At 41.4% G+C, this 16,230-nt stretch carries 13 protein-coding genes; 12 read left to right on the plus strand and 1 reads right to left on the minus strand.

Going from position 1 to position 16,230, the window contains the following annotated elements:
* Positions 1 to 43 precede the first annotated feature (43 nt).
* Positions 44 to 1,597, plus strand: a complete 1,554-nt coding sequence (locus AR334_RS02165; protein WP_066304392.1) for a class I adenylate-forming enzyme family protein — start codon at positions 44 to 46, stop codon at positions 1,595 to 1,597.
* Between the two features lie 164 nt (positions 1,598 to 1,761).
* On the opposite strand, the gene AR334_RS02170 is transcribed toward AR334_RS02165, so the two are convergent.
* Complete coding sequence (locus AR334_RS02170) at positions 1,762 to 2,064, minus strand: DUF4257 domain-containing protein (RefSeq protein ID WP_066304394.1); 303 nt, start codon at positions 2,062 to 2,064, stop codon at positions 1,762 to 1,764.
* A 777-nt stretch (positions 2,065 to 2,841) separates the two neighbouring features.
* On the opposite strand from AR334_RS02170, the gene AR334_RS02175 reads away from it, so the two are divergent.
* The 11 genes from AR334_RS02175 (at position 2,842) to AR334_RS02230 (ending at position 16,184) form a co-directional block, all read left to right on the plus strand.
* Positions 2,842 to 3,417 (plus strand): hypothetical protein, encoded by a 576-nt coding sequence (locus tag AR334_RS02175; protein ID WP_066304396.1) that lies wholly within the window; start codon positions 2,842 to 2,844, stop codon positions 3,415 to 3,417.
* Positions 3,418 to 3,725: 308 nt separating this feature from the next.
* Positions 3,726 to 5,357, plus strand: coding sequence for a histidine kinase (locus AR334_RS02180; protein ID WP_066304397.1), 1,632 nt, complete (start codon positions 3,726 to 3,728; stop codon positions 5,355 to 5,357).
* Positions 5,358 to 5,647: 290 nt separating this feature from the next.
* Entirely contained in the window at positions 5,648 to 8,704 is a 3,057-nt protein-coding gene (locus AR334_RS02190; RefSeq protein ID WP_066304400.1) for an efflux RND transporter permease subunit, read from the plus strand.
* Positions 8,705 to 8,970: 266 nt separating this feature from the next.
* Positions 8,971 to 9,297, plus strand: coding sequence for a histidine kinase (locus AR334_RS02195; protein ID WP_066304401.1), 327 nt, complete (start codon positions 8,971 to 8,973; stop codon positions 9,295 to 9,297).
* 32 nt (positions 9,298 to 9,329) lie between these two features.
* The gene (locus AR334_RS02200) at positions 9,330 to 9,992 is read left to right on the plus strand and encodes a response regulator transcription factor (RefSeq protein ID WP_253701160.1); all 663 of its coding nucleotides are present in this window, start codon (positions 9,330 to 9,332) and stop codon (positions 9,990 to 9,992) included.
* A gap of 165 nt (positions 9,993 to 10,157) precedes the next feature.
* A complete protein-coding gene (locus AR334_RS02205; RefSeq protein WP_066304404.1) occupies positions 10,158 to 10,985 on the plus strand; it encodes an electron transfer flavoprotein subunit beta/FixA family protein in 828 nt (275 codons plus the stop codon).
* Positions 10,986 to 12,020, plus strand: a complete 1,035-nt coding sequence (locus AR334_RS02210) for an electron transfer flavoprotein subunit alpha/FixB family protein (RefSeq protein WP_066304406.1) — start codon at positions 10,986 to 10,988, stop codon at positions 12,018 to 12,020. It begins immediately after the preceding gene.
* Positions 12,021 to 12,178: 158 nt separating this feature from the next.
* The gene (locus AR334_RS02215; RefSeq protein WP_066305203.1) at positions 12,179 to 12,823 is read left to right on the plus strand and encodes an HAD family phosphatase; all 645 of its coding nucleotides are present in this window, start codon (positions 12,179 to 12,181) and stop codon (positions 12,821 to 12,823) included.
* 284 nt (positions 12,824 to 13,107) lie between these two features.
* Positions 13,108 to 13,845, plus strand: coding sequence for a GntR family transcriptional regulator (locus AR334_RS02220; RefSeq protein ID WP_066304408.1), 738 nt, complete (start codon positions 13,108 to 13,110; stop codon positions 13,843 to 13,845).
* Between the two features lie 92 nt (positions 13,846 to 13,937).
* Complete coding sequence (locus AR334_RS02225; RefSeq protein ID WP_066304410.1) at positions 13,938 to 14,780, plus strand: fructoselysine 6-kinase; 843 nt, start codon at positions 13,938 to 13,940, stop codon at positions 14,778 to 14,780.
* Between the two features lie 117 nt (positions 14,781 to 14,897).
* Positions 14,898 to 16,184 (plus strand): ABC transporter substrate-binding protein, encoded by a 1,287-nt coding sequence (locus AR334_RS02230; protein WP_253701177.1) that lies wholly within the window; start codon positions 14,898 to 14,900, stop codon positions 16,182 to 16,184.
* Positions 16,185 to 16,230 lie beyond the last annotated feature (46 nt).

The following is a 16,230-nucleotide window of genomic DNA, read 5'->3' on the forward strand; positions in this document are numbered from 1 at the left end:
TTTTGTTAGGAAATTTTTTAAAAGCAAAGGGGAGGAATTGTGAATGAATGCTGCTGAATTAATCAAAAGGGGAGCCATCTATTTTCCGAATCATACAGGAGCTGTTTTTCAGGGCGAAAAATTAACATTCGACCAAGTGTATCGAAACAGTAATCGCTTGGCTAATTCATTGTTGAGCCTGGGATTGAAAAAGGGAGACCGGGTGGCGTTTTTACTGGCCAACTCACTACAAAGCCTGGAAATTGATTTTGCGCTTTTGCTAACGGGGCTTGTCAGGGTGCCGCTGAATACGAGGCTGTCCGAGAACGAGCATGTTCATATGATTAAGGATACCGATGCGAAAGCACTTTTGTATACGGAAGAATTTAGCGAACGCGCTGCGCAAATCAAAAAGTATTGCCCCAACCTTCAGTATTTTTGCCAAATGAACGGTACTACCGCTGAGCCTTGGATGATTAACATGCATGAGTTTGTCCATGGTGTTTCCGAGGATGAACCGGCCGTAAAAGTGTCCGAGTCTGACATCGCGACAATTCAATATACCTCAGGGACAACCGGGGTTTTAAAAGCAGCTGTCCATACTCAAGAAACATGGGTCGCCATTTGCAATAATATTATCACCGCATTAGATATTCAAGAAGGGGATATCATGATGCATGCTGCTCCGCTCACCCATGCATCAGGAACTCTGGTGCTCCCGCATTGGGTTTCCGGAGCAGCCAATTCCGTGTTGCCGGGCTTCCATCCAGAACAATACCTTCATGCCATTCATCATGAAAAACCCACCACTTTGAATCTCGTTCCAACCATGATTGTCTTGCTGTTATCTCATCCAAATGTCGAGCAATATTCGTTTGAATCTGTCAGAAATATTATATATGGCGCCTCGCCAATGCCACGCGAAGCATTGAAGCGCGGGCTTGATTTGTGGGGTCCAAAGTTTGTTCAATATTACGGCCAAACAGAAGCGCCCCTTATTCTATCGATTTTAAATAAGAATGACCACATCCGCGAAGGGGAAGAAGGCCAGGCGAGATTGTTATCATGCGGCCGTCCCGTTCCTACCGCTTCGATAAAAATTGTTGATGAAACTGGTGAGGAACTACCTTCGGGTGAGGTTGGTGAAATTGCTGTGAAGTCCAGCCAGGCCATGGTGGGATATTGGCAAGAACCGGAATTGACCCAAGAAACGATTAAGGATGGATGGGTACATACACGGGATATGGGCTATTTAGATCAAAACGGCTATCTGTTCCTGGTTGACCGCAAATCGGACATGATCATTTCCGGAGGGTTTAATGTGTATCCGCGGGAAGTGGAAGAAGTACTTTATCAGCACCCAGCCGTTATGGAGGCAGCAGTGGTTGGAGTCCCTGATGAAAAATGGGTCGAAACCGTTAAGGCCTATGTGGTCCTCAAAAGTGGCCAAACAGCTACCGAGGAAGAACTCATCCAATTCTGTAAAGACAGACTCGCTTCCTACAAAAAGCCTTCGTCGATTGAATTTATTGACACATTGCCGAAAAGTGCCGTCGGGAAAGTGGTGCGTCGCTTCTTAAGGGACCCGCATTGGGAAGGGAAAGAGCGGAGAATTTAATAACTTAGATTTTACTAAAAAAATTAATCCACCCATGTTTTCGCATGGGTGGATTATCCTGCATTTATAGCGATCCCCATGAGGGAACCGTCTATTGCGGGACCGAACATGTGGTTGCATGTACAGCATTAGTTATGACTGATGGTGTCCATTTTATTGCGTTATTAACTTTTGGATTTTGATTTCTCTTCATTGTTCTGCTTGATCAGTTTATAGCTTGAAAGGGCGGCATCACCGGCAATTCCGGCAATTAGCGAGAGAATGATATTTTCCACATAGGAATTTGGAGCGGTATAAAAAACGATAAGGAGCGCGGCTATTGCACCAAGGAGCATTTCTTCAAGAAACCCAAGATAAATAAACTTTTTTGTTCGGCGCGGCATTATCATTTTACCATGCTTCCGAACATGTCCAACAATTCCAACTGTCCCACCAATTACTAAAGAGAAAATAATGTCTACAAACACCTCTTTCTCACTCTCCTTAAGCCTAAATTTTTTGACCTAAGGTAAATCTTGGTGTATTAACATTATACTAAACTTGGAAACTAACTAGTATGGGGACAAATACCGATATTCTGAAATCCCACCCTACTGCTTGATACAAGAGGTAATCTCTTGGAGAAATATTTGCAAATGATGCTGGAAAGGATGGGAATCCGCTGGAGACAACAAAAAAATGAGGAATTAATGCCGCACCTGGGGTTATTTCGAAACTGAGTGTTCGGGAGCAGGAGGTAGTCCAATATATGCTGCGAGTTAGGTGGATTATTTTGAACTAAAAACCGCCACCCTTAATGGGAACGTCTATTGCTGGACCGGACAGTTTGCTGCGTGTTCGGTCTATTTCATTTTCACAATTTTTTGTAAAGTTTGTAGTTTTTGATGGATTGCAAATTCCTTTTAAATACCCAAATTTCATATTTTTGTCAAAATTATTCTTAAATAATTGTTAAAGTTTTATGAATACCAGTCTTGAAGAAGACGAGTTTCGACCTAATTACACCCTTGACATTTTAGAAATAGGCTATAAATGTCATAAATGGATTTGGGTACTAAATCGTCTTATCGATTAATGCAAAAGGATGTCGAGATTTTCACGTTTACTATTCCCCCAATAAAACGAATAATCTAATTGAGTTCCGCATGGATTTGGTCCCGGAATTCAATTAGATCTTTCTTTAAAGGGGGGAATTTGTTTTTAGAGTTGTATTCTACATAGAAAAAATTATGGGAGGTTTTAAAATGAGTACTGCAAAAATTTCGAAAGAAAAAATGATTATTCAATTTACTGTGTTTATGTGGATTGTGCTATGTAATTTGGTTGTCCAGTCCTTTTTGGAGCCGCTTCATGAAATTGGTTTTACGAATTGGTCCTTTTTCCTAGCAAACATTCTATTCTTTTTATTAGAAGACCCAAGCTATAAAGATCGATTTTTAAAGGTCCTTTTTGGCAGTTTGGTTGGATTGATAGGAGCGTATCTTCTTGCTATTATTTATACCATTTTGGTTGAAAATGGTGTTAGTCATTTATTTTCTGTCATGATTCCGTTAACCATTGTATTATTCCTGATTATCAACCTACATCCCATCTTGCCAAAGGTTTTTAACAATATTGGTTTCGCCTTTTTCACCATTGCTTTGATTGATGCTGCTGGCGCGTATAGCCATATCACTGGCTATATTGTAAGTGCAGTGGCAGGGAATCTCATTGTAAACGGTGTAGCTGTTCTGATTATCATTGAATTGATGAAGTATTTTACGAAACATCCACTTACAAAGAGCGAAAAAACAAAAGGCATAATTAAAGGAACCGTTTAAAAAAATAATTCACGAAAGGATATGAACATTTGTTTATATCCTTTTTTATTGACTAGGGGGGCAGTCATCGCAGATATATTGGGAAGATCGCAGATATATTCGTTTTTTCGCAGATAAAATCAAACCATCGCAGATAAAATTGATTTAACGCAGATAAAAGGAAAATCACCGCAGATATATTTATTTCCCGTTTATTACATCCACACAACACAAACCACCGTAGCCTTATAATCCCCTGTCTTTTTTGTAATTTCATATTGACCCTAGGTCTTTTGTAATAGGATAATTATGGAAGGGGTGGGATAACCATGAACAAAATTAAGGAATACTTTCATTTTTCGATCATACAGCGGACCATTCTCTTATCCAGTATCAGCATTATTCTGATTGGGACAGTCCTGACCGCTGCCAGCTACTACATCCAAGGGAAACTGATGACTGAAAACTTGGATAAGCAGGCACGTGGTGTGGCGCAAATGGCGTTTAACCGCTTTGACCTTCAGGATATTAAAGAAATTCAAATCAATCATGATTTACATTCCGATGTTCATCAAAAAATTTTAAAGGAATTGACAGACATCACGAAGCAAAATCCGAATATTGCCCAGGTAGTGCTTGTGGACATTGGCGTGAATGAGAAAGATGAATCGATGGCACTGGCGATTCATCAAAACTACTTGGATATTGGCATGAGACCCGGCGACATGGTTGAGCAAAATCCTATTTTCGTTAAGTTGTACAAAGAAATTGCCGTGACAGGGGAAATGAAAAGTTCCGGAATCTATCGCGATATGCTAGGAGAATGGTCGAGTATTTTGATTCCGTTCAAGGATGAAAACGGTAAAGTCATTGCCATGTTTGTCATGGATATGAGCGCCAGTGAAATAAGGGAGGATCAGTTCAAAGTTTTATCGCGGCTTGTGGGCGCTTTTGCTATTTTATTAATATTGTCCATTACCATTCAAACCCTCGCGTTAAAAAGAACCTTATCACCCCTTAAATTTTTATTGAACGCTGTAAAGGAATTGGGACAGGGAAACTTTAGCATTCGTCTCAACATCAATAGAAAAGACGATTTAGGCAGATTGGCAGAGGGGTTCAATACGGCGGTTACGAATATAAAGAGCTTAATTAGCAAAGTCATCACTACTGCTCAGCAAGTAAGTGAAGATCCCCAAAAATCGGAACCACCATCAGAAACAGAGCATCCCAGCACGGATGAATTAATACAGACAGCCATCAATCAGATGAACATGATAGAGGACAATTATTCAAACCTTAAGGTGTTTTCTAGAACATTAGAGCAATATTCCAATAGAATTGAGGAGTTAACCTTATTAGAAGAGAGAAGAAGGCTTTCGAAAGATATGCACGATACAGTCGGCCATGTCTTTACTGCGATTATTACGAGCTTGGATGCTCTCCCCTATATTACTGATAAGGAAGAAGCAAATAAATACATTCAAGAACTATCAAACTTGGCGAGAAAGGGGCTAGCCGATCTACGCCATACGATTCACACATTACCTTTGGCAGAAAAGGAGCAGTCATTCTTGGAAAGCTGTACAGATTTGGTCGATGATTTTATCAAGCATACAGGAACCGAAGTCGAAATCCAAATAGATGGACAGGAGCGGGCATTGGGCGACTTAGTTAAGTCCTCTTTAATCCGCTGCCTCCAGGAGTCTTTGACCAATGCCATCAGACATGGCCGCGCCTCACAAATTTTTGTATCCATTAGGTTTTTAGAGGATGCCATTCAAATGGTAATCAAGGATAACGGAATCGGAAATGATGAGATTAAATATGGATTTGGCCTTAGTTCGATGTCTGACAGGATGCTTACTGTTGGAGGGACGTTCAGCGTACAGTCGTCTCAAAAACACGGTACTGCGGTGACCTGTACGGTTCCGGTACCAAAGCAGTTACAAGTAGGTTGATTCTTTGAAAAGCTGCTCCACAATGGATGGAGTGGCTTTTATTTTTATCAAACATTCCTTCCTGCATATGACTTTTCCATGAAATAATATGACTTTTTACATGACTATCTTCACTATTGGTTGTTATTTCCAGACTATAAACTTAGAGTTGTTGGAAATTGTTTCTAGGTCTCAGGTCGCAGGTGATTTTACAGCAGCCGCCCGAGGCTGGGCAGCAAGTGAAAATCCTATAATGATAAAAGTAAAACTAGAAAAAGGGGAAACCAAACAAGTAATGGAGGAGAAAAGTGATGCAGTCATGGATTAAATTTTCTTTAAAAAACGCAGGGGTTATTTTTATCGCGATGTTAATGGTGATCGCGGGCGGTATTTATTCCGTCAAAACAATGAAGATGGAATCGATGCCGAATGTCGACATCCCTTATATTATCGTCCAAGTTCCATATGTAGGGGCAACACCGGAACAAGGATTGGAGGATATAGGGAAGCCGATGGAAACCACGCTGTCGGGAATCAAAAAACTCGATAATCTTTATGTGGAAGCACACAGCAATGTGGTCGTCGGGATTCTTGAGTTTGACATGAGCAAGGACATGGATGAGGCGGAAAAGGATGTGACGTCAGCTGTCGCTTCGATTAAGCTGCCGGAAGGGGCCCAAAAACCTCAAATTATCAAGGATGGCCCTTCGGCGATGCCGGTGTTTCAGTTTGCACTCTCATCAGACACTGCCAATCAATCTGACCTTACTCAATATATAAATGAACACATCAAGCCAGCCTTAACCAGAATTGATGGGGCAGGAGCCATTGATATTAATGGTGAAACGGAAAAAGAAATCGCCATCAAGCTTGATCCGGAAAAAATGAAGGAGCACGGGATTTCTTATGAAACCGTTAAGCAAACCTTTACCGCTCATCATTTTTCGTTTCCGGCCGGGCAAATGAACATTGTTAATAAAACCTTAAATGTTCAGGCTGATTTCAAGATGGGGTCTGTGCAAGATGTGAAGGATATGAAGATTTTGGCTGTAGGTCCTCAAGGTATCGTGAATGTGAATTTGTCGGAGATTGCCGATGTTTCTTATAGCAATAAAAAAGAACAGGTATACACCCGTTTGAATCAGAAGCCGGCTGTTTTGGTGGAAATGAAGGCACAGCCAGGCTCAAATACTGTCGAACTGGTAAGCAAGGCGAAGGAAGAGTTGGATAAATTGGATCTTCCTACTGGCTATACCTTAACCAAATTATACGATACTTCAAAAGAAGTAAAAACATCAGTAGACGGAATGCTTCGCGAGGTATTGTTGGGTACATTGTTTGCGGTTATTGTAACGTTCTTGTTTTTACGAAATATAAGAGCAACTATTGTCGCTGTGCTTTCGATTCCATTATCGATCTTAGCTTCGATGGTGACGTTGAAGTATTTTGGCTACAGCTTAAATATGATGACCCTGGCAGGAATTGCCGTCGCCGTCGGCCGGGTTATTGATGACTCGATTGTTGTCATTGAAAATGTTTACCGTCGAACCTTGATTAGTCCTAAACGGGATGAGCGGTTGGTGTTGACAGCTGCCAAAGAAGTAGGCGGCGCGATTACCTCTTCAACACTGACAACAATTGCCGTGTTCGGACCGCTTTCGTTTGTACCAGGGATCGTTGGCCGATTCTTCGCCCCGTTTGGCATTACTGTCATCGTTGCACTCGCGTTTTCATTGATTGTCGCCTTAACGGTCGTGCCATTGTTGGCGAAGTTATTTTTACTAAAAATCAAGCATAAAGAAGTGAAGGAATCTTGGTTTGAAAAAGCCTATAGGCATACCTTAGCTTGGGTGTTAAATCGCCGTGCCGTGACAATTGTCCTGGCAGTGGTCATGTTTGCCGGTTCGCTCGCCTTAGTTCCGTTGATACCACAAAACTTTTTACCGCAGGAAAAAGCTGTTTCCTACCGGCTAACAGGGGAATTGCCGGATGGAACGTCATTGGAAAAGTCAAATGAGCTTGCAAAAAAAGTTGAAAAGATTTTAGCGGAAGAAAACCATATTAAAAATGCTCAAACAATTGTCAGTGGCGACTATATTCGTTTTTCCATCGATTTAAAGGATGATGTGACGAAGGGGCAAACTCATGATTTTGAAAAGAGTGTCAGATCGAAGGTTGAAAAATTAGATGATGATATGAAAGTGGCACTTGCTCCAGTCGGAATTGTCGGCACAAGCGGTTTAGGGTTAATTGTTGAGGGCAGCAATGCCAAAAATTTAGAGACCGCCGGAAAGATGATTGTAGATAAAATCAAGGATATTGATGGTTTGGAAAATGTAAAATCGAATCTTACGGGAGAGAAGGAACAGCTGCAGTTATCGATTAATGATCAGAAAGCGGCTGAAAAAGGATTAAGTCCAATAATGGTGGCCGCCTTCACTAGAGAGTTGATTGCTGGCAATCAAGTGGGAGAGATCCAGGTTGAAGGAAAATCAACAAGTGTTAATTTGTTATTAAACAATGATTCGGGTGACTCTATTGATGATATTTTGAGTCAAAAAATAATGAATCCGCTGGGACAACAAGTGACTCTTTCTGATGTGGCAACACTTTCGAAGCAGCCAAGTCCTTCGGCATTGTACCGATTAAATCAAGAGCAATATGTAGAGATTTCCGGCAGGATTACGACAGATAATTCTTCTGGCGTGCAGGCAGAGGTTGATAAGCGGATTAAAACGTTAGATTTGCCGGCCGGGGTAACCTATCATTCCGTAGGTCAGGCGCAAGCAATGAATGAAGGCTTTATCAATATGGCGATTGCGATGGCTGTTGCGGTTGTGCTTGTGTTTATCGTGATGTTAGTGGCGTTTGGAAATACGGTCATGCCGGTTGCGATTCTATCATCCTTGCCGTTCCTGTTTTCGGGCGGATTGCTCGGATTGTATTTGACGAAGCAAGCTCTAGGGATGCCGGCGCTAGTTGGATTCTTGATGTTGATTGGAATCGTTGTGACCAATGCGATTGTGTTAATGGAACGGGTCAAGCAGAATGAGAAGCAGGGCATGGATGTCAAAGCAGCCTTGCTGGAGGCGGGCAAAACACGGCTTCGCCCAATCTTGATGACAGCAATGGCGACAATTGGTGCACTGTTGCCTTTAGCTTTGTCCAGTGACGGCGGATTAATCTCAAGGTCTTTGGCCATTGTCGTTATTTCCGGGCTGTTGACTTCGACTTTATTAACCTTAGTGATTGTACCGACGACTTATCATATTATGCGGTCGATTCAGGCTAAGTTTAGCAGGAAGAATGAAGCAGTAGTCCCAGCATCCACAAGAGGTGTGGCAAAGATGACAGGGCTTTTAAAATAATGGTGTGAAGCAAATTGAGAAGTGTCTTAACAGCACTTCTCTTTTTTTATGACTAAATTAATGACCTTCAGACACTAGGGGATATGACTTTTTGTGGTTATTGTATAGGTATAGGAAATGAAGGAAAAGGTGGAATGGGTCGTGAAAAAATACGGAATTATAGTGGTTTTCACTATCTTTTTATTAACAGGCTGCTCCATTGATATTGATATTGGTGTATTAATATCCTTTTCTATTGAGTTACCGTGAAAAAGGAGGAATTACGAGTGCAAAGAAGAAATGTAAAATATGGAGTTTTTGTATCTCTGGTTACTGTGATTGCGTTACTATCAAAGATGAAATCAAACAGGGCATTGAAACACTATTCTAAAAGAGTCGAAGAATTGACCGTGATGGAAGAAAGGAACCGGTCGTCACAGGTATTGCATAATAACATCGGCCATACTTTCACTTCTGTGATTACCAGTTTGGATGCTCTGCCAATCTTGATAAAGAAAAATCCAGAAGAGGCGGTAAAAAATATTATTGAAATTTCCAATCTGGCAAGAAAAGGACTGGATGATGTAAGAAAAGCCATTTCAGAAGCGCGATGATTTCACTCGCTTGCAAAGGAAGTGTCATGGGTATGATCAAGACAATTATTGTAGAAGACCAGGAGCTGATCCGGAAAAGCTTAAAGATCGTATTGGAAAGTATCTCGGATATCAGTATTATCGGTATGGCTGCTAATGGAAAAGAAGCAATAGAATTATGCGAAAAAGAAAACCCAGAAATCGTATTAATGGATATCCAAATGCCGGAAATGGATGGGGTCAAGGCGACGGAAGAAATAAAAAAGCGGATGCCCCATATAAAAGTTATCATTTTAACGACTTTTCAGGATATTAACTATGTCATGAACGCGTTAAATGCTGGAGCAGAAGGGTATATTTTGAAGGCAGTCGACCCTCAGTTTTTAGTAACCGGGATTCAAATGGTTTATCATGGCGGTTCGTTGATCCCGCGCGAGCTTGCTAAAGAGGTCTTCCAATCGTTGGGTTCTAATGAAGGGATTGGCCTGGGCGAAAAATCTTCTGAGGTTAACACCTATGACTTAAATCAGCAGGAATTAAAGGTGTTAAAATATTTGTCTCAGGGCCTTTCCAATAAAGCAATCTCGGAAAGGATGTTTCTGTCTCTGGGGACGGTGAAGAACTATATCTCTAATATTTACTCGAAATTGGATGTCAAAAACCGCTCATCCGCCATCATGAAAGCCATTGATGAAAAAATAATTAAAGAAAAATGAACCACATGGACAGTCCCACTGGCTTTTTACCAGTAAAAATCCAGGAGAACTGTCCATGTGGTTTTTTTACTGAAAATTACGAATGTGAAGACATCTTGTTTAATAAAGTAGTGGTAACGGACTAAATAAGACACATAATAGAAAGCGATAAAAAGGAGGGATTAAATGCTGCATATTGTAGCCTGTATCAAGCAAGTGCCTGACACTAAAATTATCAAAATGAATCCAAAGACAAACACGATGGACCGCAGGACCGCGCCTGCGATTTTGAATCCATATGATGCCCATGCAGTGGAAGAGGCGGTCCGCCTAAAGGAAAGGTATGGAGGGACCGTGTCTGTTGTCACAATGGGTCCGCCTCCAGCTGTAACCGCGATCAAGAAGTGCATTGAAATTGGCGCCGATGAAGGCTATTTGATTACGGACCGCCGATTTGCCGGGGCCGATACCTTGGCAACGAGCTATGCTGTGACTAAGGCGATTGAAAAAATCTCCAAAGAAAAGCCCGTCGATTTGATTATTTGCGGAAAAATGTCCATCGACGGCGATACCGGTCAAGTTGGTCCCGGAATTGCCAGAAGGCTCGATATTCCGCCGCTCACTTCCGTGAACAAAGTAGTTGAACTCAATCCTGACGAAAAATATGCCATTGTCCACCGCAAGCTCGAGGACGGCTACGAAGTTGTCCGATCGACATTGCCATGCTTATTTTCTGTTGAAAAAACCATCAATGAAGTGCCGTATTCTCCGCTTCCCAACATGTTAAGGGCTGCCAGATATCAACCGCATATTTGGTCTGTCGATGACCTCGAGGATGTGGACATTAAGCAGCTTGGTTTGAAGGGGTCACCGACAATTGTGTCGAAGGTTTGGGCACCACCTAAACCGGCAGGGGGAACATTCCTTGAAGGTAGCCCGAGGGATCAAGCAGAGCAGCTGCTTTCGGTTGTGCTGGAAAAGAAGGAACTTTTTCAAGGCAAGGGGGGAATGTAGATGGACTTCAAAGATTACAAAGGTGTTTGGGTATTCATTGAACAAAAGGACGATCAGGTTGCCTCTGTATCCCTCGAACTGTTGGGAGCCGGACGGAAATTAGCAGATAAACGGGGCGTAGAATTGGCCGGCATTTTAATCGGGGAGAATGTTAAACATTTAACGAACACGGTTTTTGAATACGGGGCTGATACCGTATATTTATATGATCAACCGATCTTTAAACATTACCGGACCGAGTCATACATGAAGGCCGTTTTGGATTGCTCGGATAAACATAAACCGGAGATAATCCTGTTCGGGGCTACCTCAACAGGAAAGGATCTGGCAAGTGCAGTGGCAACTGACCTCCCGACAGGCTTGACGGCGGATACGACGGAGCTCGATGTTGAAGAGGATACGGGGTTGCTATTGGCAAGCCGCCCTGCGTTTGGCGGTAACATTATGGCGACGATTTTATGTAAAAAATATCGGCCGCAAATGGCCACTGTTCGCTCCAAAGTTATGAAGGCGCTGACCCCAGAGCCGGGGCGAACAGGACAAATTGTGGAAGAAACCATTTCTTTAAAAGAAGAAGACATTCGGACAAAGGTCTTGGAAATCGTGAAGGAAACAGTAAGGAAGGTACGAATCGACGAAGCCGACATCATTGTTGCCGGTGGAAAAGGCTTAGGTAGCTATGAAGGATTCCAACTCATTCACCAGTTGGCGGAAACAATTGGCGGAGCGGTTGGTGCGAGTCGGGATGTGGTCGAAGCGGGCTGGATTGACCATGCCCATCAAGTCGGGCAAACCGGTGTGACGGTCACGCCAAAAATTTATTTTGCGATTGGCATTTCCGGCGCAATTCAACACATTGTCGGCATGAAAAACTCCGGTTTAATCATTGCCATTAACAAAGACAAAGAAGCCCCGATTTTTCAGAACTGCCATTATGGTATTGTAGGCGATGCCTTTGAGATTGTCCCACTCCTCATCGAAATGTTTGAAAATGCGTTATCCCCGGAGAAGGTAGGAAATTCGAGCAAGGGTTGAACCAACTTGACCGGACATGTTGCCCATGTTCGGTTTTTTTGATTTGTGGGGTAAGAGGATCTAAGTGAAAAATATCAAAAGTTTGGTAAACAACAAGTTACTGTTTATAATGGGGGTATCTGGTAAAAACAACAGAAAGGAATGAAGAACGATTGACTATTAAAGCGGTTATCTTTGATTTTGATGGAACGATTATTGACACAGAATCTCTTTGGTATAAGGCTTTTAAAGAAGTGTTAAGGGAGAAATATCAGCTAGACCTTGCGCTTGAGGAATTTGCAAAAGGGATTGGAACCTCAGACGGAGGACTTTATCAATACATTCAAACACAAGTTAGAATGGAGATCAACAAACTAGAAATTAAACAGTTAGCGCATGAACATTATTCAAAGCATAGTAAGACACTGGAGCTTCGTGAGGGTGTGGAAGAAAAGCTGCAGGAAGCAAAAGCGCTTGGGCTAAAGATAGGCTTGGCATCTAGTTCCGACAGAAAATGGGTAGAGAGCTACCTTCGGGAATTTAACCTTCTCGATTTTTTCTCTGTTATGAAAACAAAAGATGATGTTTTGAAAGTAAAGCCGGACCCCGCTCTATATGTAAAGACGTTGGAGGAATTGGGAGTGGAAGCCAATGAGGCGCTTGCAATTGAAGATTCATTGAATGGAGCAGTTGCCGCAGTTGAAGCAGGGATTAAATGCATTGTAATCCCGAATGACGTGACGGCCCATTTGGAGTTTCCTGAAACGACCATTCGTGTCGAATCATTTGGGAAATTCAGTTTCAAACAATTTCTGCTTGTGTAGTTAGGATAAAAGGTTTAAATTTTCCGAAAAATAATATTGACAATATCGAAAATTTAAACTATTCTAAAATCAACCAAGACAACCATAAACTACTTCCATTCTTTCTTATAGAATGAAAACGCTTCATAATTCTCTAGCATGCAACAGCACCTGGCCATCATTTTTTAAAAAACTACCGAAAATGGTATATACCATATTGGTTTTTTTAAATTTGATTAATAGCTAGGGATAATCGGATTCATTATAATAGGAATATAACAATAATTAAATCAGGAGAATGGAAGATGAGCAGGGTGTTAAATGATGAAGAGACAGTCCCTTTTTATAAGCAGCTAAAAAATAAAATTATGGAAGATATTGAGGGCGGTAAGCTGAAGCATGGAGATAAGCTCCCCTCAGAACGGGAATTGGCCGAACAATACCGGATCAGCCGAATGACAGCAAGGCATACATTATCGATTCTGGAGAGGGAAGGGGTCGTTGAACGGCGTGTAGGCGCCGGAACCTTTATTACCAATAACAAAATTACCATGGACTTTGTGACGTTTAATAGTTTTACCAAAAACATGTTAAATAAAGGGTTGATTCCAAGTACACAAATACTTTCCGTTGGCAAAAATGAAGCAAATGCTAAACTGGCTCAAAAACTACAAATACCGTTGGGAGAAATGATGATTGTCATTAAACGATTGCGTTTCGTCAATGAGACACCCATCGCGATTGAAGAATCGTTTATCCCGGAAAATCTTTGTCCCGGGCTCGATCGTATGATAGAGGAGAACCAATCCTTATACGAACTGCTAGAAAAAGAATTTGGGATCGTTCTTGTAAAGGCGAAGGAATATATGCAAGTGACCTTTTCCGATGAAAGTGAAAGCAAATTGTTAAAAATCCGATCTGAGAGCCCTTGCATCTTTCAGGAATCAGTTGCCTTCGACCGAAATAATATCGAAATCGAATTTTCTACTTCACTTACTAGAAGTGATATCGTCAAATTCTATTCCGAATTAAAACTGAAGTGATTATTTTCACTTCAAAATAAATATAATGGTATATACCATATTACTGATGCTGTAAATGGTATATACCACTCATCAATTAGGAGGGACCGTTGATGAAAGTTATTGGTGTTGGTGATAATGTGGTCGATAAATATATGTACAAAAAAAAGATGTATCCAGGAGGAAATGCCCTAAACTTTGCTGTTTATGCAAAGCAGCTGGGGATTGAAGCCGCTTACCTCGGGGTGTTTGGAAACGACCGTGCGGCTGACCATATTATCGAAACCTTAAAGGCGTTGGAAGTGGATATTTCCCATTGCCGTCAGCACGAAGGGGAAAATGGCTTTGCGGCCGTAGATTTAGTAAATGGTGATCGGGTTTTCATCGGCGGGAATGATGGTGGAGTGCAAAAGAATTTTCCGGTTATCCTTTCAGATGAAGACTTGGAATATATTAAAACCTTTGATATTGCTCACAGCAGCATTTACAGCGACATGGATTCAGAGTTACATAAATTAAAAACATCAGGTGTTTTGGTATCATACGATTTTTCTAGTGACTATAATGATCATTTGCTAAAAAAGAATTGTCCCTTTATTGATGTCAGTTTGCTCTCCTGCGGGCAACTGACGGAACCGGATGTTGAGAATCTACTAAAACAAGTTTATTCCTACGGTAGCCAGCTGGTGATTGGGACGATGGGTTCCCGCGGGGCAATTGTCTATGATGGAACTTCATTTTATCGGCAAAAGCCGCATTTTGTCCAGCCTATTGATACCCTAGGTGCAGGAGATTCCTTTTTTACTGCTTTTATTCTCCATTATCTTGCTGGTAATAAGCGAAATCCGGCAAGTGATCACGCTGTCCTGCTGACTGAGAGTTTAGAATCAGGAGCAAAATTTGCAGCACAAACCTGCTTGGTCGAAGGTGCTTTTGGTTACGGTATTCCATTTTAATTTCCCTATCTAAATAAGGGAAATAAAATAGTTAAATATATATAGCGGAGGTGGAGAGATTAGTCGTTTTTTTCGATAGTTTAGTTGAGTAAATAAGGAGGGTTAATAAACGTGAAAATGAAGGCGAAATTGTTATTAGCAGTAATGTTAATCATGTCACTCGTTGTCGCAGGTTGTTCTAGCTCTTCTTCCAGCGAAGAGGAATCTGGAAAAGTTGTCTTAAAGTTCCTCCATAAGTGGCCCCAGCCAGAATTTGCTCCCTATTTTGAAGAAGTCGTAAAAGAGTTTGAAAAACAAAATCCCGATATCAAAATTAAAATGGAAGCGATTGCAGACGAGCCGATTAAAGATAAACTTCGTGTCATTCTCGGCGGCAATGAAGTACCGGATATTATGTTCTCCTGGTCAGGTGAATTTGCCCGCAAATTTGTTCGTGCTGATGCAGCTTTGGATTTAACCCCATATTTAAATGAAGATGCAGCTTGGAAAGATAGTTTTATTCCTGCATCACTACAGCCTTTCTCATCCGATGGAAAGAATTATGGTATTCCGTTACGATTCAACGGCAAGTTCTTTATCTACAACAAGGAAATATTCGAAAAATATAATTTGGAAGCCCCTAAAACATGGGATGAATTTTTAGATGTTTTAGAGACGCTGAAAAAGGGCGGAGAAACTCCGTTAATTCTTGGAAATCAAAGCCCTTGGGCAGCCATTCACTACTTAACGGGATTAAACCAAAAGATGGTTGCACAGGACGTCAGAATGAAAGATTATAATCCTGCTTCAGGTGAATTCACGGATCCTGGCTATGTAAAGGCAATGGAAATGTTCGCTGATTTAAATAAAAAAGGATATTTTATGAAAAATGTTAACTCCAGTTCACATGATATGGCCAAGCAATTGTTTTTTGCAGGTAAAGGAGCCATTTTCTATGTAGAGCTTGAGGAATTTCCCGATGCGGACAAAAATATGAAGGGGAATTGGGGCTTCTTCCCAATGCTGGACATCACTGAGGGCAAAGGCAGCCAGAAATACATTACAGGTGCCCCGGATGGATTTATCGTTTCTTCGAAAACAAAGCATCCAGATGAAGCAATAAAATTCCTGAAATTCCTGACAAGTAAAGATAATGCCTTAAAGCTTGTAAAACAAATTGGCTGGCCAAGTCCAATTGATGGAGCGACTAACCCTGACACTGCACTTAAGGAAGTGGCGGAAGGTGTCGAATACATGAAGCAGGCGGAAGGTATGGCAGAATGGCTTGATACCGATGTACATGCCAAGGTGGCAGATGCTTATTTGTCTAATATTCAATTGTTGCTTGATGGGTCTAAATCTCCGGATAAAATCATTAAGGAAGTTCAAGATGTAGCCAAACAAGTAAAAAGCGAAGTGGAGTAAGAAAGAGGACGCACTTGATTGCTAAAAATGCTGGGTAGGCAGGAAA

The organism is Bacillus sp. FJAT-29814 (genome assembly GCF_001510715.1).
GTDB lineage: Bacteria > Bacillota > Bacilli > Bacillales > Cytobacillaceae > Neobacillus.

Excerpts from the sequence above, each read along its gene's own strand:
- AR334_RS02220 (WP_066304408.1), top strand. The coding sequence starts at position 13,108 with ATGAGCAGGGTGTTAAATGATGAAGAGACAGTCCCTTTTTATAAGCAG.
- AR334_RS02200 (WP_253701160.1), top strand. The coding sequence starts at position 9,330 with ATGATCAAGACAATTATTGTAGAAGACCAGGAGCTGATCCGGAAAAGC.
- AR334_RS02205 (WP_066304404.1), top strand. The coding sequence starts at position 10,158 with ATGCTGCATATTGTAGCCTGTATCAAGCAAGTGCCTGACACTAAAATT.
- AR334_RS02180 (WP_066304397.1), top strand. The coding sequence starts at position 3,726 with ATGAACAAAATTAAGGAATACTTTCATTTTTCGATCATACAGCGGACC.
- AR334_RS02175 (WP_066304396.1), top strand. The coding sequence starts at position 2,842 with ATGAGTACTGCAAAAATTTCGAAAGAAAAAATGATTATTCAATTTACT.
- AR334_RS02165 (WP_066304392.1), top strand. The coding sequence starts at position 44 with ATGAATGCTGCTGAATTAATCAAAAGGGGAGCCATCTATTTTCCGAAT.
- AR334_RS02225 (WP_066304410.1), top strand. The coding sequence starts at position 13,938 with ATGAAAGTTATTGGTGTTGGTGATAATGTGGTCGATAAATATATGTAC.
- AR334_RS02230 (WP_253701177.1), top strand. The coding sequence starts at position 14,898 with ATGAAGGCGAAATTGTTATTAGCAGTAATGTTAATCATGTCACTCGTT.
- AR334_RS02210 (WP_066304406.1), top strand. The coding sequence starts at position 10,986 with ATGGACTTCAAAGATTACAAAGGTGTTTGGGTATTCATTGAACAAAAG.
- AR334_RS02190 (WP_066304400.1), top strand. The coding sequence starts at position 5,648 with ATGCAGTCATGGATTAAATTTTCTTTAAAAAACGCAGGGGTTATTTTT.